This window comes from Chitinophaga oryziterrae (assembly GCF_009758125.1).
Classification (GTDB): domain Bacteria; phylum Bacteroidota; class Bacteroidia; order Chitinophagales; family Chitinophagaceae; genus Chitinophaga; species Chitinophaga oryziterrae.
In genome coordinates this window covers 420889-445113 of the sequence record NZ_WRXO01000003.1, presented here as the reverse complement: position 1 = coordinate 445113, position 24225 = coordinate 420889, and the positions used below count along the sequence as shown (strand labels likewise).

5 protein-coding genes are annotated in these 24225 nt (G+C 44.4%); 1 reads left to right on the top strand and 4 read right to left on the bottom strand.

The window, feature by feature from the left end; all coding sequences use genetic code 11:
• Positions 1 to 242: 242 nt before the first annotated feature.
• Positions 243 to 1355: a pectate lyase family protein gene (locus GO495_RS13615; RefSeq protein ID WP_157300257.1), complete on the top strand. Its 1113-nt coding sequence runs from the start codon at positions 243 to 245 to the stop codon at positions 1353 to 1355.
• A gap of 216 nt (positions 1356 to 1571) precedes the next feature.
• Here the strand turns inward: GO495_RS13615 and aqpZ are convergent, their stop codons facing one another.
• The 4 genes from aqpZ to GO495_RS13595 all read right to left on the bottom strand — a co-directional run bounded on the left by aqpZ (position 1572) and on the right by GO495_RS13595 (position 24216).
• A complete protein-coding gene (gene aqpZ, locus GO495_RS13610) occupies positions 1572 to 2282 on the bottom strand; it encodes an aquaporin Z (protein WP_157300256.1) in 711 nt (236 codons plus the stop codon).
• Positions 2283 to 2372: 90 nt separating this feature from the next.
• Positions 2373 to 4058, bottom strand: coding sequence for a hypothetical protein (locus GO495_RS13605; RefSeq protein ID WP_157300255.1), 1686 nt, complete (start codon positions 4056 to 4058; stop codon positions 2373 to 2375).
• Between the two features lie 432 nt (positions 4059 to 4490).
• Positions 4491 to 6041, bottom strand: coding sequence for a S8 family serine peptidase (locus GO495_RS13600; RefSeq protein ID WP_157300254.1), 1551 nt, complete (start codon positions 6039 to 6041; stop codon positions 4491 to 4493).
• Positions 6042 to 6114: 73 nt separating this feature from the next.
• Positions 6115 to 24216 (bottom strand): non-ribosomal peptide synthase/polyketide synthase, encoded by an 18102-nt coding sequence (locus GO495_RS13595; protein ID WP_157300253.1) that lies wholly within the window; start codon positions 24214 to 24216, stop codon positions 6115 to 6117.
• Between the last annotated feature and the right edge of the window lie 9 nt (positions 24217 to 24225).

The window sequence follows — 24225 nt, the reverse complement described above, 5'->3', positions numbered from 1 at the left end:
CTTTTGAAATAAATTCAGGCAATTATATACCTGAAATATCTATCCAGCAGAGATAGAATAAAAGTATGAGCCGGGTTTCTGTGACCGGCATCGATTGCGTTAATATTTTCAGCTGATTCAGGGGTTTTCTGATTTATGTTTTATACTTTGAACAAGAAAAATTGCTTAACACTATTGAAGCATCTGAACCCAGTTAAAGCCCCCTTAATTAACAGAATTCCATAACGTGAAAAAACATTAAAATGAAAACAACCTATTTCAGTTCTTTAGCCATAATTCTGGCGATGACGTTTATTTCCTTAAGCTGCAAGAAGAGCCAGGGAGAAAACAACGATACATTGTCTCTGACAACGGCATCTGCACAGTTACAGGCAGCAGCAGCGACCTGTTCTGCACAAGGATGGGCATCTCAAAACGGAGGTACAACAGGTGGCGGTACAGCCACTCCCACCGTTGTCACAACTTATGCCACCTTAAAAGCCGCCATACAAAATACCAGTGTTAAGGTAATACAGGTAAATGGTACCATCACAATACCTTCAGGAGGAAGAATTTCTTTCCAGGACCAAACAGGAAAAACAATCTTTGGTTCGTCCGGAGCGAAACTGGTTTCTGCAGATCAAACCAAGGACAACTCAGGTATTATCTACGTAAAACGATGCAATAATATCATTCTCCGTAATCTTATTTTTGAAGGACCGGGTGCATATGATGTCGATGGTTGGGATAACGCAACATTAGATGCCTCCAATAATGTATGGGTTGATCATTGCGAGTTCAGGGATGGTGTTGACGGGAATTTCGATATCAAAAACACCTCTGATTATATCACAGTTTCCTATTGCAAGTTTACGTATTTAAAACCTCCCAAAGCGGGTGGTTCCGGCGGTTCCGATGACCATCGTTTTTCAAATTTAATCGGATCAAGTGATGGTGCAACAGCCGACAGAGGTCACCTTAATATTACATTTGCGCGTTGCTGGTGGGCACAAGGTTGCGTAGCCAGGATGCCAAGGGTAAGATTTGGCAAAGTACATATAGTGAACAATTACTTTAATAGTACAACAAGTAATTCTTGTGTTCAGGCCGGTTTTGAGGCGAATCTGTTAATAGCATCGAACGTTTTCGAAAATGTTAAGACGCCGGTTGATTTAATGTCCAAAACTTCCACGGCAGTTCAGCTTACTAATAATACATTCACAAGTGTAACAGGAAATACATCTGGCAACGGAGTTACAGCCTTTACGCCTCCTTACAGTATTTCAGTACTGAGTGCTTCCAGCGTTAAATCTACCGTAACGGCATCAAATGGTGCCGGGGCAACGCTATCCGGTAATACCTGTACTTCTTTATAATTCCTTTTGTTAGATACTTTGACAATCATAACAGGGCTTTAACTGAAGTCGGGTAATAAGCAAAAGTTGAACAAAGAACGTCTTAAACACAGGGAGATACCATCAATGATATCTCCCTGCTTTTTTATAAAAAAATTGGAATGACTTATTCAACTCATTTTTGACAACAGAATATCTGGTGGAAATCAAATGTAGTATGAAACTGAGATACCTGGGTCAACCCTCATTATCTTGTTTCTGCAAAAGGGTTCTGTATATGAACCCACCGATAATACTACCTGCGATGGGTGCAACCCAGAATAACCATAACTGCTTTAAGGCCATTCCTCCTACGAATAAAGCCTGAGAGGTAGATCGGGCAGGATTAACGGAGGTATTAGTAATTGGAATGCTAATCAGATGTATAAGTGTAAGAGCCAATCCGATTGCAATTCCCGCAAATTTTCCATTAGCAAACTTGTCTGTAGCACCCATAATAACGATAAGGAAGAATGCTGTCAGCGTCATTTCTGTAAGAAAGGCAGCCATTAAACTATAACTTCTGTTATTATATCCGGGGCTGTCATAAAAGTTAGTAGCGAATGCACCTACTCCTTCCCTGCTAAAAGCTCCGGCTCCGTTCAAAATGAGATAAAGTATACCGGCAGCAGCTGTTGCACCTAATACCTGGGCAATGATATAAGGTATCAGATCTTTTGCAGGAAAGCGCCCACCGACCATTAGCCCGAAAGATACTGCCGGATTAAAATGCCCACCGGAAATATGACCGACAGCATAAGCCATCGTAAGCACTGTGAGACCGAAGGCTAATGCCACCCCCAAAAGACCGATCCCAATATTAGGAACTCCGGCGGCAAATACCGCACTGCCACATCCTCCAAATACTAACCAGAAAGTTCCGAAAAACTCTGCAAATAACTTTTTCATATTGTTTTGAATTTAAGGTTTAGCTCAATTCCTAACAATTTAGTTCGTTTTTTGTTCTTTTAGAATGTATCTATAAAAAATAGCGCACTTTTAAAATACAAAGTCGAGGTCTATAGCAGAGAACCACCCCGGCGCATAACCATTACTTATCACAGTACCTACCCGAAGTTTAAGCGGAAGGAAAAACTGTGCAGGTAATCGCAACCACACCGGCATGTTATAATAATTTATATTAAACAATGAGCCCAATTGTAATCCCAGTGAGGGTACCACAACAAATCTTTTATCTCTCCCGAATTGAAATCCAGCTTCTGAATAACTATAGAGACCGAGAAAACGACTATCCGAGACCCAGAGGTCGAGATTGCTGCGGATGCCCGCCCGGACCTGCGTATTACGGAAAGAGCTTATTGTCTTATTGTCTATATAAACACCAGAGCTCCCGTGAATGAAACTAAGCGTGTATCCATGCCAATGGTCCATTGTACCTCTTTTGCCTCCTCTCCTGTTAACATGATAGCTACCCCCAATCCTTCCTGCATTCACGCGAAACGCTATCCCCTGGAAATAGTACTGGTCGAAAGTCCGCTGGTCAAGACTGATCACCAGTGAGTTACCGATACGGCTCTTGATAAAATTACGGTAAGGCAGTAACTGACTCGCTTTTTTCATTTCCGTCGTTGGTTCAAATGCGAAAAGCGTTTTCAGGTTCGAGTTATAAGGAATAGGGATAGATTCTAACGCATTAAACCGTTGCATAAAGAATCTCACCTGCTCATTATGCTGTGCTGGTATACGGTATAAAAAAGACTGACCGGTTACATTTTTATTCGATGATTCATATTCATCATACAATTCATCCAATGATTGACGCACAGCACTGATGATTCGTTCAGCCTCCGGTGTAAAGCGGCTGTAATTTATATCAGTGAGCACAGCCGCATTTTTCCAGGCGGTATGTGTGTTGTTAAAAGACCCGTCACCATAAGCCTTCCATACTTCAGACTTACGGTTTACAACGGTTGTTCCATGCAAACAATAAAAATCATGGAGTGATTTATTGTTTGTGATAGAAGCAGCTACCGTACGATTTACGACGAGATGTCCGCCAGCAAATGCATCTTCCAGGAAGTGGTCTGCGAACCCATTAAACAACAGTGCATATTGCAACAGCTTCTTTTCCTTTTGATCATCAGACCCTGATAGTTTGCCGGCCTCACCGGCCAGGTCCAATGCAATTGCATGCAGGGAAACATACATATTGATGGCATTTGTTTTATTCAGCTTCTCGAAAATCCCTGTCACATTTCCCGGTATCATGTATCTCTTCAGCAGCGCAGCATTAAAGGCTTTCAAATGGTCTTCGAACGTTTTCCCATACAGGTAGAAATGAGAAAGGTTTAGCATGGCATCCGTAACATAATTGAAATCAATCGCAGAAAGTTTAGTATCGGGTGCTGCCGTAAATCCAAGGGCTATATATTGCCCATTTACGGCCATCACCCTTCTTGCAATGGATGTCGGGTTCAATAATTCTTCTTCAAGCACCAGAGGATTACTCACGTGGTCGCCACTCAGTGCATTCAGATCTCCGTAAGTGGTAGTAAGGGTTGCATTCGACAACCATTCCATCGAAAAAATCTTATTAATAACAGTATGCTCCATGCAAAACCGGGTATAAGCCTCATCACCTATAGCCTTATGTTCCCCGTATTTATAAGCAAAACAGGATAATCCGGTTACTAATAACCATAATAATAAAACAGACGCTTTCATATGATAGATCGTAATTAACAAATGGGCTACAGACATCCCGGGTTAACAACCGAGATGCAATACATAGATGTGACAGAAAACGGAGCTTCGAATTAACGTGAATGTTCAAAAATACTATCCTAAATGGATTTTCAGCATTTCCAATATAAAATGTGAATAAATAATAACTTTTACACAAAAACTATTATAGACAAAAAAGGCCCGTAGCAAACGCAATAGACTCCCGTCCGAACTCCGTGTTTCCAGCAAACACAATAGGCTCCGTTAGGAGCCCCGTGTTTGTAGCACATACCTATATCCTCTTCGGAGTCTCCTAAATCGCGAATAAAGGGACTCCAACGGAGTCTGTGTTTTGTTTATTACGTTTGCGACAAACACGGGGCTTCCAACGGAGCTTAAATTGCCTCATCGAACCAGTGATATTAACTGCAATTAATTACCTACAGCCTTTTGTGCATCAACAACACCCCATCCCAGCTGACCATTTTTATTCTGACTATTGCTGCCGGCTCTTTGTAATCTTGCTACAATGCTGTCTCTTGGGTAGGAAGGATATTTGCTCCATACCAGTGCTGCTATAGCAGCACAGCTTGCGGTAGCTACTGAAGATCCCCCTACGGTAGAAGGTGCATTACCAGTTGCAGCTGTAGTGAGCGGATTAATACCAGTCGTCGATTTCTCCATTACGATTGTAAAGGCGACCTCTCTGCCGGAATGACAATCTACGCAAGGCGAAGTTAAATTATCCTTTACTCCTGTTACGGCATTTACTTCCGCCATATAAGCAGGATATACTACCCCCAGAAATCCGGCGAAAGCAGCATTAGTTGTACCAGCGGCACAAAACATCAGCTTGCCTTTGTTATATGCATATTTTATACCGTCAGTAACATGACCGAATGAGAAAAGAGACCCCATACTCATGCTGATAATTTTAACACTGGTATTATCACCTCCAAGTACATATGCATCACCGATTCCCTGTACTGATTCAGGAGAAAGGATCACTACGTTTTCTGCTGCATGTACAACAATCAGGCTACTGTTATAAGCGATCCCTGCACTACTGCCGTTAACACCTCTCGGTGCTGCAAGTACACCCGCCATTTTTGTACCATGACCGCACACATCAGCTGGCGTACCACCCGGGAACGTAGCCAGTTTTTCAATCGTTCTGCCGGAAGAAGCGCCCTGATTAAATAAACTACCAAGATTATCCTGGTCAGGGCTCACACCTGTATCAATGAGCATGATCTTTACATTGCTGCCGGTAGACTGTGTCCATGCCTGCGGTATATTATGATAACTGTAATTCCATGCCTGCTTTGCTCCCGGTGTGATATTCGTGTAATCAACACCTGCTACCAGCGCTGTATTAGCAAGGTTACTATCACATCCAAAAGTAAGTAATGACGAAGATGCAGTCACGGTAGCTTTTGCGGAAATAACATCCTGCGTCTGCATATAACGGCCATATCCAACCGGCTCCGCATAACGTACCAGTCCGGATGCCCTTAATGCTTTTACAGTAGAAAAATGGCTCGCTTTCACATCAAAAACAGGCAGTTTTTTAGGATAATAAGTAACGATATCCTTTTCTGTGATAGCAGGATTATTCTGTCTTTCATTTTCGAGTATAATGTTCAGTACCTGTTTCCTTGCGGCTTCCCAGGCTGCATCATTGATATTGATCTTATCAATCGTTTTGCTGAGGTCTGTCACACCTGCTGGCTGATAACCTACAGAAAGAATGCTGTCGCCCTGTACCAGCGCACTCCATGCCATACTATCACTGGCCATTTTCCAGTCGAACCGGCCTGTCTTGTTTAGTTGCTCACGAACAAATGCATTAATGTCCGATTTGGGGATCACATCTTTTGGATTTCCCTGCGGGAATTTAACATTCAATGTACTTTCTGTCCTGTTACAGGATGCCAGGGCCAGAAGCAACATACAGCCCATAAATAAATTAGAGATTCTCATGTGGATAATTTAGATAATGATGAAAGATAGGACCAGCCAGGTGGCTGGTCCTTTTGTTTACTTGTTAAGTGGGTTACTGATGATGAGGTTTTAGATTGTTGAGTTGTTCCTTCATATACCGGGCTATTGCAGAAGCTCCTTCTTCTTTGGTCATTGAGATATGATCACCGGGAGCTGTGTATGTTTTTACATCTGTTGCAAAGGTCGCCCATCCCAATGCAGCATCATTGTCATCTGTTACGCGGGTAGCTGATTTTATAATAGTAAGCGATGTATTAATCTTCCCTTCCACCTTATATTCCATAAAAAAACTGTGCGCCGCCATATTAAACATCCTCAATACAAATCCCAGATGTTCTTTTTCTTCTTTTACATGCTCTTTCACAAAAGTCATTACAAATGGTATTATTTCTCTGGGCTGTAATTTGCTCAATGCAGCTTTTAATGAGGCCATCCATTCGGGGTGAGGTTTACCAATGATCTTATATAATTCAAATGCTTCTACCAGTGATTCAAATAATTCATCATTACCAAGGATCGTACGTTTAGGTGCAACATGAGTATCCAACACAAAAAGAGCTGCTACCTGCTCTCCATTTTCTTCCAGTTGCCGCGTCATTTCATATCCGATCTGACCACCCAGAGAATGACCAATAAGACGATATGGCCCCTTAGGCTGAATCTGCTTCATCCATTTTATATTTTGTGCTGCAATGGCAGGAATGTTATCCAGTGGGGTTTCACCTTCAAATATACCCATCATCTGCAATCCATATAACGCACCGGTATCCTGCACCGCTTCTCCCAATACACTATAACCATCACAGATACCATTACCACCCGGTATAAAGAAAACGGGCGTTTCCTGTTGCCCTTTATTCAGTAGCAGGACGTGCCTGTTATCATGTTGGGAAACAGCTGCGGCCAGTGCACGTTGATCCAGTACTACTGCCAGTGATCCGATCGTAGGGTAATCAAAAATATCGCTGATGGCGATGTCTGCAGTCAGCCCTTTACGTATTACTGATATCAGATGTATAGCCAGCAGGGAGTTACCACCTGATTCGAAGAAATTATCGTGTATACCTATTCGTTCCATATCCAGCAACTCCTTCCAGATATCTGCCAGTTTTTGTTCCGTTGCTGTACGTGCCGCTACATATTCAGTCACGGAAATGTCGCTGCTATCAGGATCAGGTAAGGCTTTTTTATCAATCTTACCATTGGTAGTGATCGGTAATTTTTCCAGTTCCATTAACAGAGAGGGTATCATATATTCAGGTAACCTGTTCTTCAGATAATCCAGGATACCATCACGGTCAAACGCACCTAAAGGCACGATATAACCAATTAAACGCTTATACCCGTTATCTCCCGTTTTAGCGATTACCACAGTCTGACTTACCAGCTCACTTTGCAGTAATACACTTTCTATTTCACCTAATTCTATACGGAAACCGCGAACTTTTACCTGGTCATCTGCACGACTTAAATATTCTATAGAACCATCTGCCAGCCAGCGGACCAGATCTCCTGTTTTATATATTTTCTCTCCGGTGCTGAATGGATTTGTGACAAAACGTTCTTCCGTTAATTCCGGACGGTTCAGATAACCACGGGAAACACCTGCTCCACCAACATACAGCTCTCCTACTACACCTACCGGTACCAATTGCTGTACAGCATCCAGTACATAGGCAGTACGATTATTCAACGGCCTTCCTATAGGTGTGCTCGTATTTAGTACTTTGCTACTGATAGGATAACTTAATGAGAAAGTGGTGTTTTCTGTTGGGCCATAAATGTTACTGATCTTTATATCAGGATAAGTATTCCTGAATCTTTCTACATGTTTCTCAGACATCTTTTCTCCACCGGTGAGTATAGCAGATAATCTTGCAAACACGCTTATATCTGTATCTACTAACTGATTGAACCAACCTGTGGTAATAAACAAAACACTGATTTGTTTATCGTATAATTCCTGTTTCAGTATGTCAGTGTCCAGCAGACTGTTCTCCGGACTTAATACCAGTCGTCCACCATTCAGTAACATGCCCCAGTATTCAAATGTAGTGGCATCAAATGAAAGCGAACCGGCAGAAAGTATGGCATCTGTATTATCCAGTGATACATAATTGGGATGCATAACAAGACTGGTAACATTGCGATGATTTACCATTACACCTTTAGGCTTACCCGTAGATCCGGATGTATAAATAACATATGCAAGGTTATCTGCAATAAGATTGTTCTGAACAGGACTTGTACTTTGTGCGGACAATACTTCCGTAATTTCATTCATACAGATCAGTTCCATATCAGGTCTTTCCTTATGCAACTGTTCTGCATATTCGCTGGTCGTAAGCAAAACCGGACTGTTACTTTCGGACAACATAAAGCCGATCCTTTCTGCAGGATAAGCAGGGTCCAGTGGCACATAGGCTCCCCCGGCCTTTAAGATACCCAATATGGCCGCCATCATTTCCAGAGAGCGCGGTATACAAACAGGTACCATGATCTCCTCTTTTACGCCTTTGCTTTGCAGATAGTGCCCTAACCTGTTTGACCATTCATCCAGTTCTTTATAACCCAGCACTTTGTCTTTAAATAAAACAGCAATGTTATCGGGACTCTTTGTCACCTGTTCCGTAAATAGCTCTATGATCGTTTTATCTTCCGGATATGCGACTGCCGTGTTGTTAAAGTCATTCAACAGCTGCTGTTCTTCGTCTGCGTTTAACATCGGTAATACGCTGATCTTTGTTGCAGGCGCTTTTACGATAGATGCCAGTAACTGTCTGAAATGTGCGATCATACGCTCAATGCTGTCCGCGTTAAACAGATCTGTGCAATATTCCACGCTGGCGGCTAATCCTTCAGGACTTTCCTGAAAAATAACAGTCAGGTCCAATTTTGCGGTTGTATGGTCTGCACCTTCTTCGGACATACGCAGTTCCCCGAGATGGAAATCAGGCACGTTGGGCGTGTTTTGCAATACTAACGCCACCTGGAAGATCGGGTTCCTGGTAAGGTCCCTGTTCTTTACTATTACATCCACTATTTTCTCAAACGGAACTTCCTGGTGGGCATAAGCGCCCAGGGTAGTTTGTTTTACCTGCTGCAATAAAGAAGTGAATGCAGGGGCATCGCTCAGATCACTTCGTAATGCAAGCGTGTTAATAAAGAAGCCTATCAGTCCCTCCAGTTCCTGTCTTGTTCTGCCGGCCATCGGACTGCCCACACAAATATCCTCCTGACCACTATAACGGTATAACAATACCTGGAACGATGCCAGCAATGTCATAAACAGTGTAACACCTTCCTGCTGAGACAGCGTATATAACTGCTCTGATAATTCACGGCCGATGTGGAACGTTGTAACAGCCCCACGTGAACTTTGTACAGCAAGACGGGGATAATCTACCGGTAACTGCAAAGCGGTTACCCCTGCCAGGTTATTTTCCCAATAACCCAGTTGTTCATCCAGCACAGCTCCTGATAAATATTCACGCTGCCAGATGGCATAATCTGCGTATTGTAATTCCAGTAGCGGCAATTGCGGCTCACGACCTGTTGAATAAGCCTCATATAATGCTACGAGCTCCCGGACGATAATACCTGCCGACCATCCATCAGACGCGATATGGTGCATCGTTGCCACTGCTACATGTTCTTCCTCTCCCAGTACGATCAGTTGCAGACGAAGCATATAATCGCGGCTAAGGTTAAACGGTGTGGCTACCAGTTCTTCCACAAAGGCATTCAGCGCTGCTGTATCCGTTTTATAACAGGGTTCGTCAAAGATCTGCATCTGCCACTGATCAGGTTCCATCACCCGTTGCCAGGACGCTGCATTGCCCTGTTCTATGACGGTCCTTAATACTTCATGACGGTTGACGATCGTTTGTGCCGCACGGGCTAATGCCTGCCTGTCGAGCTTTCCCTTCAGTCTCAATACTGTTGGCAGATGATAATGTACGCTGCCCTCCAGCTGGTCTATAAACCATAACCGCTCCTGACTGAATGATAATGGTATTTGTGCAGGTCTTTCCCGGCGAATGACTGCCGGTAATGCTGCATCCGGATTAGTTTCCAGTCTGGCCGATAAAGTGGCAATAGTAGGGTAATCAAAGATATCGCCGATAGATACCTCCAGGTTAAGTTGCTTGCGGATAGCCGATATTAAACGGATGGCCAGTAATGAATGCCCTCCCAATGCAAAGAAATCATCATGCAATCCTATCTGTTCCACTTCCAGTAATGAAGACCACATAGCAGCTAATCCTTTCTGAATAGCTGTTTCAGGTACTGCATAACCGGTTGTGATCACATTCTCCGGATCGGGCAATGCTTTCTTGTCCACTTTCCCATTTGCCAGGAAAGGGAATTGTTCCAGTTCAACCAATGCAGCCGGGACCATGTATTCCGGCAATTGTGTCCTCAGATAGGACAGGATGCCTTCCCGGTCAAAAGCACCTACGGGTATTACATAACCGATCAGACGTTTATATCCGCCGTTATCTTCCCGCGCAATAACAAGTCCCTGGCCGACCAGTTCACATTGTTCCATCACACGGCTGATTTCTCCGGGTTCTACACGGTAACCACGGATCTTTACCTGATCGTCTATACGACCCAGGAATACAATGTCTCCATCAGGCAGGTATTTAACACGGTCGCCTGTACGATATAATTTAAAAGGATCTTCTGTTGAAAAAGGATTGTCAATAAATCGTCCGGCAGTGAGGGTTTCATTATGCAGATAACCTTTCCCCACACCTTCACCGCCAATGTATAATTCACCTGGTACACCTGCAGGACATAACTGCATTTCAGGGCTCAGCACATATACGCTGGTATTGGAAAACGGACGACCTACCGGTACAACTGATTCATATACTGCATCCGGCTTCACCACATGCAGTAGTTTTCCGATAGTTGTCTCTGTTGGGCCATAATGATTTACGATCGTACATTCTGCACCCGCATTATGGATGCTATCCACCACTGTATTCTCCAGCGCCTCCCCTCCGAATATCAAAAGTTTTTCCGGCAGCAGTAATCTGCCTGGTTCTGATAATGCTTTCCAGTGTGATGGTACGATCTTGATACAGTCTATTTCATGCGTTTCAAAATAAGACAGTATCCTGTGCGCATCGTTGACAGCTGTTTTTGAGAACAGATGCAATGCTGCACCACTTGCCAAAGCCGGGAACAAAACCGTGTTGCCAAGGTCAGTAGCTATGCTTGATAATAATCCAAAAGAATGACACTGGCTGATCGGTAAACGCAACCGCAATCCTGCTATATAGTCTGCCAGGTTATGATGCGTGATCATCACGCCCTTAGGCGTGCCGGTGCTACCAGAGGTATAAATCACATAAGCGAGATCAGTAGCCGCAGGCAATACCAATGGCGCTTCTACTGAGTATGCATTGATCTTTGCCCTGTCCTGGTCCAGCAGGATTATGTCCGGCAAATCTGTAACGGGCAATACCTCTTTGCAGGTACTGCTGCTTACGATCACGGTAGCCGCTGTATCGGCAAGCATATACCTGATCCTTTCTGCCGGAAAATCCGGTTCAACAGGTACATAAGCCCCTCCTGCACGCAGAATGCCCAATACTGCCACTACCATATCCAGCGACCGTTCCATGCAAACAGGCACCAGTGTATTCGCCTTTACGCCTTTGCTACGCAGATAATGGGCCAGCTGGGCAGATTGTTCATCCAGTTGCCTGTAAGTAAGTACCTTACCTTCAAATACCAGTGCAGTGGCTTTGGGAGAATGTGCTACAGCTGATTCAAACCAATCTGCGAATGTGTAATCCCGCGGATATGATACAGTAGCTGTAATTTGTGTTCTTTGTTCCTCCGGCGTTAACATATTCAGACGGCCTATCTGCTCTTGCGGAGATGCAACGATTGCTTTCAGTAATTGTTCAAAATGAATGAACATCCGCTGAATCGTGCTTTCACTAAACAGGTCCTTCGCATATTCAATACCTGCCAGTAAGACGCCATTTTTATCTTCCGTAACAGAAAGGATAATATTAAATCTTGCAGTCGTATGCGTGATTTCGTCGGCAGTCATACGGACATTCTCCAGACTGAATTCTTCAGCAGCAGGGGTATTATCCATCACAAACATTACCTGGAATAATGGTCTCCTGTTCTGGTCCCTGTCCTTCACCACTACTTCCACAATTTTTTCGAAAGGCACATCCTGATGTTCAAACGCCCCCAGGGTAGTTTGCTTCACCTGTTGCAGTAAGGCGGTAAAAGAAGGATTGTTTCTGAGATCACTGCGCAGGGTAAGTGTATTGATAAAGAAGCCGATCAGCCCCTCTATCTCCTGCTGCTGGCGGCCCGCTGAGGAAGTACCCACACTGATATCATCCTGGCCACTATAACGGTGCAACAATACCTTGAATGCTGCCAGTAATGTCATATACAGTGTAACGCCTTGTTGCCGGCTCAGCTGGTTTAATCCGGCAAGTATTGTTTTATCGATCTGATATTCCATTCTTGCCCCCCGCATGCTTTGCGTAACAGGTGGCGTATAATCTAACGGAAGATCCAAAGGAGTTACTCCTTCCAGTTTATTTTTCCAGTAAGCCAGTTTCTGCGCTAATACTTCTCCCGACAAATAAGCACGCTGCCAGATTGCAAAATCCGCGTATTGTAATACTGGTGGGACTAACTGCACCGGACGATTTTCTACATAAGCATTGTACAATTCCATTACTTCACGCGTAGCGATCCCCATAGACCATCCGTCTGCAGCAATATGATGCATTGTCAGCACCAGCAGATAACTGTTTTCCGGCAGGCATATCAAATGAGCCCTTAACATATGATCTGCTGAAAGATCAAACGGTTTGCGTACCAATGCAGTAATGTAATTTTCCAGTCCGGCAGGCTCCTCACTATCTGTCACAGAAAGCGACCAGCTATCTTTACCCAGTATCTGCTGATAAGCAACGCCCTCTTCTTCCCGGATCACTGTCCTGAGTACTTCATGACGGTTTATAATTTGTTGCAGGCTATTTTCCAGCGCTGTTATATTCAAATCACCACTTAATCTTAGCAATAATGGTATATGATATTGTACGCTGCCTTCCAGCTGATCTATAAACCACAACCTTTCCTGACTGAACGACAACGGTATCCTTGGTGGCCTCGTTTGCATTTCAATAGCAGGCAGCAGCGTATTTCCCATTCCGGAAACTGACAGCCAGTCTGATAACTGTGCGATATTTGCCTGAACAAAGATCGTTCTGATAGGCACTTCTATCTGTAACCGGCTGCGCATCAAGGCTACCATACGCATTACCAACAGCGAGTTGCCTCCCAGTTCAAAGAAATTATCATAAATACCTACCCGCTCTACGCCCAGCAGTTGCTGCCAGATACCGGCAATAGCCTGTTCCATTTCGTTCCGGGGCGCTACATATTCATTCGTTAATAATGCGCTGGCCTCCGGATCTGGCAAGGCTTTTCTGTCAATTTTCCCGTTAGCGGTCAGGGGTACTTTATCCAGTTCCATCAGTAAGGAGGGTACCATATAATCCGGCAGCCTGCTCTTCAGATAAGTAAGGATGGCCGTCTTATCATAAATACCATCGGGCACCACGTAACCTACCAGGTGTTTGTTCCCCTTTGTGTCTGTTTTAACTGACACCACTGCCTGTCGTACATACGTACATGTTGAGAGCACACTTTCTATTTCACCCGGCTCAATCCTGTAACCGCGGATCTTTACCTGTTCGTCTATTCTTCCGGCATACTCTATAGTGCCATCATGCAACCAACGCCCAAGGTCGCCCGTCTTATACATTCTTCCACCGGCAAACGGATCACTTACAAACTTCTCTGCTGTAAGAGCTGTAAGATTGAGATAACCGCGTGACAGTCCGGAACCGGCAATACATATCTCTCCAATCACACCTACCGGACATAATTGTTCCTCATTGTTGAGAATGTATACCCTTGTATTGCTGACCGGGCGACCTATAACCGGCGGATGGTCCCGATCGACAGGTAATAACTCATAACTGGTAGTAACTACACTGTTCTCCGTAGGACCATAGTTATTGACCACTTTGTATGTTAGTCCACTGATATCAGTTGCTGATAACTGATCCCCTCCTGTTAAGAGGTATTGTAAAGGTGTAATTTTAGCTGAAGAGGCCTGGATAAATTCCTGTACCAGTGCCGTTGGAATAAAGGCATGTGTGATACCATGCTGCAAGTGCAGCATTACCAGTGATGGCATCTGCAGCCTGGTTTCATCATCGAGCAGATATACCGCTGCCCCAGTTGCCAGGTAAGGCCATACCTCCCATCCAAAAGCATCAAAGCCTACTCCGGAAACGGCTGTAGCCTTACTGCGGAATGTTACCTGGTATGCGCGGACGTGCCAGTGTACCAGGTTCGCCAGGCCATGATGTTCGATCATTACGCCTTTAGGTTGTCCTGTAGAACCCGAAGTGTAGATCACATAGGCAAGGCTATCCGCTGTTACTGCAGCGTTGAAAGCTATAGCAGGATACTTCCTGATTTCTTCAAGGTCTTCATCCAGCTTTATCAACTCAACATCCGCCATTACAGTCAATGTATTACTGTTCGTAATAACAACGGTCGCTCCCGTATCTTCCAGCATGTAACGTATACGGTCTGACGGATAAGCCGGATCAACCGGTACATAAGCTGCACCAGCCTTTAATACGGCCAGCATAGCCAGTACCATATCAGCAGAACGTTCGAGGCATACAGGTACTACACTTTCTGCTTTAACCCCTTTACTGCTTAAGAAATGGGCCAGCTGATTGGCACGTTCATTTAATACTTTATAGGTAATGGATATTTTACCGGCAACCAGCGCTACTGCATTGGGACGCATTGCTACCTGTATCTCGAACAGGTCCAGTATTGTTTCATCAAGCGGATCTGTGGTTGCCGTATTGTTAAATGTCTCCAGCAGTTGTTTCTGTTCTGCAGTATTTAATATAGGTAATACACCAACTGCCTGGGAAGGTTGATCTGCTATAGATTTCAACAGATGTTCGAAATGTTCCAGCATGCTGTGTATCGTTTCTTCACGGAACAGATCAAGACAATACTCCACACTTCCCATGATGCCATCTTCACTTTCAATCAGAGAGCAACTAAGGTCGAACCTGGCAGTTGTATGTCGCATTACTTCCTCTGAGAGTTTTACATCACCCAGTTTCAATGCTTCTCCTTCCGGCGCATTCTGTAATACGAACATCACCTGGAATAATGGTGTCCGGCTAACATCCCTGTCTTTCACGACGGCATCCACTATCTTTTCAAAAGGTACTTCCTGGTGCTCATAAGCTCCCAATGTGGTTTGTTTTACCTGTTGCAGTAATGTGATGAATGAAGGATTATTACTCAGATCGCTGCGCAATGCCAGCGTATTAATAAAGAACCCGATCAATCCTTCCGTTTCCTGTTGTGTTCTGCCGGCAACGGGAATACCCACACAAATATCTTCCTGACCGCTATACCTGTATAGTAACACCTTGAAGGCTGTCAGCAATGTCATAAACAGCGTAGTTCCCTGCTGCTGGGACAAAACCTGTAACTGTGCAGATAATTGTTTGTCGAACCGGAATGAATACATACCACCACGGGTAGGCTGTACGGCAGGTCTTGGATAATCTGTGGGTAACTCTAAAGCAGCTACGTCAGATAACTTATCCTTCCAGTAGCCCAGCTCTTTTTCCAGTTTTGCACCAGATAAATATGCACGCTGCCAGATCGCATAGTCGGCATATTGTATGTCCGGTACAGGTAACTGAGGTGCCCTGTTCTCTGTGTAAGCAGCATATAGTTCTACCAGCTCTTTTACAATAATACCGGTAGACCATCCATCAGAAGCAATATGATGTAATATTACTACCAGTACATGTTCTTCTTCACTCAGAGGTATTAAATGTACCCGCAGCATATGATCCTGTTGCAGGTTAAACGGAGTATTGATCAGTTGTGCGATACTCTCTTCAAGCGCTGTTTCATTTTTTCTGTATAATGCTTTGTCAATAACATCCAGTTCCCATTTACCTGCTGCATTCACACGTTGATATGCCTGTCCGTCTTCCTGTTCAATCACCGTACGCAGTACCTCATGGCGGTCCACAATTGTTTGCAATGCATATGATAACGCATCTTTATCGAGGATACCTTTCAGTCTTAATACCGTTGGTACATGATATTGCACACTTCCCTCCATCTGATCGATAAACCACAAACGTTCCTGACTGAATGATAACGGAATATGCGCTGGCCTTACCTTTCTTATAAGAGCAGGAGTATTACTTATTACAGCGTGACGCTGCAATTGTGCGGACAATTGCACAATAGTTGGATAATCAAAAACATCGCCGATCGATACTTCTACTGACAACTCTTTACGGATAGCGGAGATCAGGCGGATAGCCAGTAAGGAGTGACCTCCCAATGCAAAGAAATCATCATGTACACTGACCCTGTCTACTTCTAATAATGTGCTCCAGATATGCGACAGCTTCTCTTCTGTGATAGTCCGGGGTGCTGTATAACCGGCCCCTTCATTCACTCGCGTTTCAGGATCAGGTAAAGACTTCTTGTCTACTTTACCATTCGCCATCAGTGGGAATTGATCCAGCACTATCAGTAACGAAGGATGCATATGGTCCGGTAATGATGCTTTCAGATAAGCCTGTATACCTTCACTGTCAAATTCCCCTGATGGTAAGATGTAACCGATCAGGCGTTTGTTTCCATCTCCATCTGCCTTTGCTACTACCACCGCCTGATGGATAAGAGGACATTTCGATAAGACACTTTCTATTTCGCCCAACTCTACACGGTAACCCCGGATCTTTACCTGGTCATCTATACGACCCAGGAACAGCATGTTCCCATCCGGTAAATATTTCACCTGGTCACCAGTCCGGTATAATATCCCTGCGCCAAATGGATTCGCTACAAACTTCGCGGCGGTTAACCCTTCATTATTCAAATAACCCGCTGCAACACCTGTCCCTCCTATGTACAGTTCTCCGGGAACACCCACAGGGCATAGTTTTCCGGATGGACTCAACACATAGGTGACTGTATTGGAGAACGGCTTTCCGATAGGGACATTCTGCTCATACACTGCATTCTTATCCACTATATGCAGCAGTTTCCCGATAGTCGTTTCTGTGGGTCCGTAGTGGTTGACAACCATACAGTCACTGCCCGATGAACGGATAGTATCTATCACTCTTCCATCCAATGCTTCACCTCCGAATATTAATAACTTCTCCGGCAGGAAGCAGGATAACGCTTTCCAGTGAGAGGGCACGATCTTCACACAATCTACCGGACGCACGGACAGATAACGATGGATCTCTTCTGCATCATTGATAGCGGCTTTAGAGAATACATGTAAGGCTCCTCCCGTGGCCAGTGAGGCATAGATCACCGTATTACCAAGGTCGGTAGCAATGCTCGACAACAGGCCGAATGAAGCACATTCTTTTATGGGCAAGGTGGATGACAAACCTGCTACATAATCCAGCAGGTTATCATGGGTAACCATCACACCTTTAGGGTTACCGGTACTACCGGAAGTATAGATCACATAGACCAGTTGATCCGCTACATATTTCCGGGGTAACCTGCTGACAGGTTCCATATATATGTCATCCATTGTGATAACCTCCATATTACCAGGTACTTTATCTGCGCAACTGCTTACGACTACCTTCGCACCCGTATCAGACAGCATATAATTAATTCTCTCTGAAGGAAAATCAGGCTCTATAGGGACATAAGCACAACCTGCTTTCAGGATGCCCATTATGCCGACCAGCATATCCAGTGAACGTTCCATGCATATAGGCACCAGTGTCCCTGCTTCTACACCCTTACGCCGCAGATGATGTGCCAGTTGATTTGCACGTTCTTCCAGTTCCTGGTAACTCAATGAGCCGTCTTCGTATACCACTGCCGTGGCTGTGGGTACACGCAACACCTGGGCTTCAAATAGATCGGTGATCGTTGTTTCCTGCGGAGAAGTAACAGATGTTGCACGCAACAATCCTTCTTTTTCCACAGATGTCAGCAATTCTATAGCACCAATTGTTCCTGATTCATGCGTGGTGATTTCTTCCAGCACCTGTCTGAAATGTCCTGCTATCTTTTCTATATACACTTCATCCAGTAAGGCACTGTTATAACTGAATAACAGGCTTGTCTCTGCTGCAATAGAAATGATGATCGTCAGCGGATAATTGGTATGAGGATGCGTTTCTACCCTGCTCACTTTTAACTGCCATTCTTTTGATGCCACAACCTCATCCACCGGATAATTCTGGAAGGTGATGGAACTGTCGAATAAATCGCCCTGTACACCAGACCATTGCTGTATATCATTCAATCCCGTATACTGATGTTCGCGACTTTGCTGCTGACTTGCCTGCAAATGTTGTAACCATGCAGCAACAATCCTGTCCTCTTCTATCCTCGCATACAAAGGCAGGGTATTGATGTACAACCCTATGCCCTGTTCTACACCTGGCAGGTCTTCCGGGCGGCCAGATACCGTTATACCATATGTAACATCCTGACGGCCCGTATAACGGTATAACAGGTACGCCCATACACCCTGCATGAGTGTATTGAGTGTTATATGCTGACGCTGTGCATACTTCGCCAACTGGTTCGTGAAGGCTTTATCAAGGATTAACTTTTCCCCTTTATAAGCACCCACGCCTTTAGTCCTTGCAGTTGTAGACGCGATGAATGGCAGCAATGTACCTTCATTCAAATGTTGCAGATACTCTTTCCAGTACAATTCTGCCTGCTCCTTGTCCCTGCGTCCGAGATACCGGATATATTCTTCATAACGGTCTTCCGCTACTGTCTCAACAGGAGCACCCGTTACCAGTGATTCGTAGATGCTTAAAAGTCCGCCCACCAATACAGGCAATGACCAGCCGTCCAGCAGGATATGATGGGAAGTCCAGAGCATCCGGTAATTATGTTCATCCAGTCGGATCAGTGTGAGACGCATCAGTGGGGCTTCTTTAAAATCAAACCCACGGCGCAGATCTTTCTTTTCAAACTCACTGAAAGCTTTTTGCTGCTCCTCTTCATTCATACTGCGGTAATCGAGTATTGTAACCGGCAATACGGCTTCTTTATATACACATTGCACCGGCACACTAAACTCATCATAATGAAAAGCCGTCCTCAGAATACTATGCCGCGCTATTAAATGATTCCAGCTTTGTACAAATGCATCTACCTGTAAATCTTCAAATTCACATACCATCTGCTCTGTATAGGTGCCCTCATCTTCAGCATACAAACTGTGAAACAGCATCCCCTCCTGTAAACCGCTCAGGCGATACAAACCACTTATCTGGCTACGTCTTGTCGTTCCTTTAAAAGGAGTATCTAGAAATTCATCCAGCTCCTCACTGCTAATATCTGCACCTACACCGTAATCAGACGGCGTAAATGAAGCAGTCTGCTGTGATATGCAGTGTGCTATCAATGCTTCCAGATGAGAGAGATAAGCGGCGGCCAGTTTTTCTATGCTTGCCGTATCATAGTGTTTACTACTGTATCCCCACTCCAGCGATAATTCTCCCTGTCTTACCAGACCGGTAACAGATAACTTTTCATGCAGAGGAAAATCCTTTGCTATATCTTCTCCGGAGGATTCCGCAACCCCGCTGAAAAACCCGGAATCATCCCGCAGGTTATCTGATTGCCCAAGGTAATTGAATACAATATCCCAGGGATCATTACCCTGTAATGTGGCTACTTTATTAATATATTTCAGTACACCATAACCAATTCCTTTATCGTTTACCTTACGTAACTGCTCTTTTACTGCTTTTAATAACTTTCCGGGTTGTTTGCCGGCTTCTACTTCCAGCAATACCGGGAACAGGTTGGTAAACCATCCTATTGTACGACTGGTATCTATATCCTGGGAGATATCCTCACGACCATGCCCTTCCAGACCAATCACAATGGCAGCAGTATGGTTCCATTCCGATAAGGTCATTGCCAGCGCACACAAAAGTATATCGTTGATCTCTGTATGATAAGCACGGGGTACTTCCTTCAGGAGCCGTTGTGTCTGTAATGCATTCAACTGTACCGAATAATTACGTACGTCAGACATCAGCGTTAAGCCCTCATGCTGCTTATCTGCTTTCAGGGGCGTATATTTCCGGACTACCTGCTCCCAGTAAGGTAACTGTGTCAATGCCCTGCGGCGTTGTCCGTAATCCGTCAATGCCTGATGCCACTGCCTGTAAGAACTGCTCTTACGGCCCAGTATATCTTCTACTCTCCCGGATGCTCCGTTTTTAAGTAACAGTTGCAGGTCTTCCAGCAGAATGCGCCAGGACACACCATCAATTGCCAGGTGATGAACAACGATCAATAACCTGTTATGGGTTTCGGTCGCCGGTGTTAATAACAATGCAGCCCTTATAAGAATGCCCTGTTCTATATCAAGACTTTGCTGGAATTTATTGCAGTAGTCTGTAATCTGTGCTTTTGACCATAGCTCAGCTATCTCAAGCTCTCCTTCATAGATCCCATATTCCTGTTCCCATCCCTGCACATGATTATGATATACAAAGCGCAAACCATCGTGATATTGAACTAGTTTTTTTATAGCAGATGATAACGTATCAGCATGCACGTTTTTATCTATCCCCAGTAAAACACTTTGATTGAAATGCGAGACTGTTGTCCCTGCTGTATTGAAGAACCATTGCTGGATAGGTAATAACCCACTGTTCCCCGTCAGCAGCCCCTGTTCGCAGGAAACAGCCCGCATGTGTGATGATAACCCGGATGACAACCCGGCTATGGTCTGATGAATGAACAGGTCCCTGGGCTGTAATGCATAACCGGCACGTTTAGCCCTGCTTACTACCTGGATGGTAATAATCGAATCCCCACCCAGTTCAAAGAAATTGTCGTGTATCCCTACCAGTTTCACACCCAGCAGGTCTTGCCAGATACCTGCCAATACCTGCTCGGCCTCGTTACGGGGTGCTTCATAACTATTGGTAACAAGGGTATCCACAACAGGTTCAGGTAAGGCTTTCTTATCAATTTTACCATTGGCAGTTAATGGTATTTTATCCAGTTCTATCAGCACAGCAGGCAGCATATAATCCGGCAACCTGTTTTTCAGATAAGCAAGAATAGCAGTCTTATCAAATTCACCATTGGGAACAATATATCCTGCCAGCCGTTTGTTGCCCTTATCATCTGTAATAACCGTTACTACGGCCTGCTGTACATGATCGCATGTGGAGAGCACGTTTTCTATTTCTCCCGGTTCTATCCTGTAACCACGGATCTTTACCTGCTCATCGGTACGGCCCAGGTATTCAATGGTACCATCCGGTAACCAGCGGCCAAGATCGCCCGTTTTGTACATCCGGCCTCCCTCAAAAGGATTATGCACAAACTTTTCTGCGGTTTGGTCGGTCCTGTTAAGATAACCACGGGACAGCCCGATACCAGCTATACAGATCTCTCCTGCTACTCTTACGGAACAAAGCTGGTATCCGCTGTTTACGATGTAGATCCGGGTATTGCTGACAGGATATCCTATTACGGGAGCCTGTTTACGATTCAGTGGCAGCAGCTCATAACTGGTAGTGACTACAGTATTTTCTGTAGGCCCGTAGTTATTGACTACTTTATAAGATAACCGGCTGATATCGGTGGCAGATAACTTATCACCACCCGTCAGCAGATAATGTAATGCATTGATCTTATCTTCTCCTTCCCGAATAAATTCCTGTACCAGCGCTGTAGAAATAAAAGCATGGGTAATGCCTTCCCGTCGATGTAATTCGACCAGTGCGGGCATAGAAATACGGGTATCATCATCCACTAAACAAACAGCAGCACCAATAGATAAATAAGGCCAGATTTCCCATCCAAAGGCATCAAAGCCCACTCCTGATACGGCCGTTGCTTTACTACGGGCTGTTACCTCATATCGCTCATTATGCCAGTGTACCAGGTTCGCCAGTCCCTGGTGTTCTATCAATACACCTTTTGGCTGTCCTGTAGAACCAGAAGTATAAATTACATATGCCAGGCTGCCAGGAATGACTGTAACGGGTAAAGCGCTGGTCGGATAACGGCTGATTTCCGTTCTGCTTTTATCCGGTTGTATGATATGAACATCCCTGATGTCCTGTAAAATAACATTACTGATGATTACAGAGGCACCGGTATCTTCCAGCATATAACGGATACGTTCAGGCGGATAGGCAGGATCAACCGGTACATAGGCTGCTCCCGTCTTCATAATAGCAAGCATTGCTATGATCAGGTCTGTTGAACGTTCCAGGCATACAGGTACCAGGGAGGATGTTTTTACACCCTGATCCGTTAAATAATGCGCCAGTTGATTTGAACGTTCCTCCAATGTTTTATAACTGATAGACTCCTCTCCTGCTATAAGGGCTGTAGCATCCGGTTGCTGCAATACCTGTTCCGCAAACAAATCCAGCATAGTTTTATCCAGTGGAAAATCTGCTGTGGTATCATTGAATGTAAATAATAACTGTTGCTGCTCTGCCTCAGTTAATAACGGTAAGGTACTGATACGTGCTGCCGGATCATTCGTAATGGAATGCAGCAACAAATTAAAATGGGATAACAGTCTGCTGATAGTAGCTGCATTGAACAGGTCCGTGCAGTACTCTATACTACCTTTTAAACCATCTGTTGTTTCTTCCATCACAACAGACAGATCAAATTTCACACTATCCGAGGAGATGTCCTCTGCTGACAATATTAATTTTCCTAATGCCGCTTCTTTTGCCGGTGGTGTGTTCTGCAGGGCAAACATCACCTGGAACAGCGGGCTTCTGCCGGGGTCACGTCCTTTCACTACGGCTTCAACGATTTTCTCGAAAGGTATTTCCTGATGATCGTATGCGCTCAGCGTAGTATCTTTCACCTGTTGTAACAGGCTGGTGAAAGAAGGATCATTACCAAGGTCACTGCGCAAAGCCAGCGTATTAACAAACAGACCGATCAACCCTTCCATTTCTTCTCTTGTCCTGCCTGATATAGGGCTGCCGATACAGATATCTTCCTGACCACTGTAACGGTACAGTAAGACCTTAAACGCGGCAAGCAGGGTCATAAACAACGTAGTATCCTGTTGCCTTGATAATTGCTTCAACCTCCCAGACAACTCCTTATCCAGTTCGAAATGGGCAGTCGTACCCCGGTTACTCTGTACAGCAGGCCGGGTATAATCCAGTGGTAAATCAAGGGGAGCTACTCCTTCCAGTTCATCTTTCCAGTAACGCAGTTGTTCTTCCAGTAATGTACCGGAGAGATTCCCGCGCTGCCAGATAGCATAATCTGCATATTGAATATTTAAAGGAGCTAATTTGGGCATGCGACTATTGATATGCGCATCATATAATTCCACCAGTTCATTGATAAGGATGCCGGTAGACCATCCATCAGATACAATATGATGTAATGTTATCAGCAGTATATGTTCCTCTTCTCCCAGAATGATCAGGTGTGCACGTAACATATGGTCATTTGCCAGATCAAATGGCGCCTCTATATATGGCTTTAGTGTACCACCATATTCATCTATAATTGTCAGTTGCCAGCGGTCTTTATCCAGTATATGTTGCCAGGGTTTATCATCTTCGTCTGAACTGCGGATCACAGTACGCAATATTTCATGACGGTTCACAATATCCCGCAAGGCATTATGCAATGCCCGGCGGTCAAGATGTCCCTTTAATCTTAATGCAGCGGGCAGATGATATTGCACACTACCTTCCAGTTGATCTATGATCCATAATCTTTCCTGGCTGAATGATAATGGAATATGGGTATATGCTGTTCTGTCAATCGCTGCCGACTTTTCGATGGTGGCTATACCTGCAGTATCCTGGTGATGATATTTGAAATAAGTGATCAGGTGATGTTTATTATCCCTTAACTCACTCAAAAAAGATTTATCAATTACTTTTTCTTTATTCGCCTGTAAGATCAGCTCATTATCATCATAAGATATTTTTATACCGATGTCCTGTGCTTTTTCCAGTAAGTCAACAATGTCAATTAAATTAAAATCTGACATATACAATGA